The 345-nt window shown below is 69.3% G+C and carries 1 pseudogene; it reads right to left on the minus strand.

Annotation, left to right across the window (positions count from 1 at the left end):
• Nucleotides 1-345: pseudogene (locus MXD61_RS05880) on the minus strand (beta-mannanase); the annotation flags it as partial.

The raw sequence follows: 345 nt of genomic DNA on the forward strand, positions 1-345 counted from the left end.
TCCCAGGCGAGGCGGATGATGGAGTTCTGCCGCCCGGTGGTGTTGAGGGTGTTGCCGAAGGTGCGCCAGTAGGAGTCGTAGGCGCCGGTGGCGCAGGTGGCGAGGGTGTTGCCCTGCCCTTCGGGGAACGGCGGGACGGTGATCACGAGCCGGCCGGGCCAGTTCGCGTAGTTCAGCTGCGCGAACGACGGTTCGACGATGCTTGGCCAGTTGTTGCGGGCCACGTAGACGTTGGCCAGGTCGCAGGGGGTCCCGCGGGACTGGCAGAAGGCGTCGGTCACCGAGGGGGCCTGGAGCAGGTTGGCCCAGGTACCGGACTGCCAGGGCAGACCCGACCGGAAGCCG

Source organism: Frankia sp. AgPm24, from assembly GCF_023243055.1.
Classification (GTDB): Bacteria; Actinomycetota; Actinomycetes; order Frankiales; family Frankiaceae; genus Frankia; species Frankia umida.